A 450-nucleotide genomic window follows, 5' to 3' on the forward strand; every position below is an offset into this window, starting at 1 on the left:
GCGCGACAGCCTCCGGGAGACGACCATGCCGTCGAAGCGGTCGATGACCGGGGACGGCCGGCGCTTGTAGCCGTCCATGGCGGACCGGGTGGCGTCCGTCGGCCACGGCCGGTTCGGCGCCCCGGCGTGGAAGTCGCGCTCCACGAGGTTGGCGGGCGCCTCGGACGGCTCCCCCCTGTGGGGGCTCCGCCGCCTGGGCCTCTTCGGGCACACGGGCCGCGGCCCCTCCCCGCCCATGATGCGGCGCGCCACCTTCTCCGAGACGGCCGGCGGGTCCGTCCCGTCCCGCCGCGGCATGGCATGGATGGTGCGCTAGCCCCACGCGCGCCCGCCCCCCTCGGACAGGGCGCGTATCCGTCCGCGCGGGACGGCATGCCTGTCGCCGGCCTCCATGGCCGCGCGCTGGCAGTGGTAGGCGCCGCGCCCGGGACCCGCCGCGCCGGGGGCGGC

1 pseudogene is annotated in these 450 nt (G+C 78.7%); it reads right to left on the bottom strand.

Annotated features, from left to right (window positions below):
• Positions 1 to 450: pseudogene (locus H7U32_RS10275) on the bottom strand (IS3 family transposase); the annotation flags it as partial.

Origin of the sequence: Bifidobacterium pullorum subsp. saeculare (genome assembly GCF_016899725.1) — a bacterium.
GTDB classification, from domain to species: Bacteria; Actinomycetota; Actinomycetes; order Actinomycetales; family Bifidobacteriaceae; genus Bifidobacterium; species Bifidobacterium pullorum_C.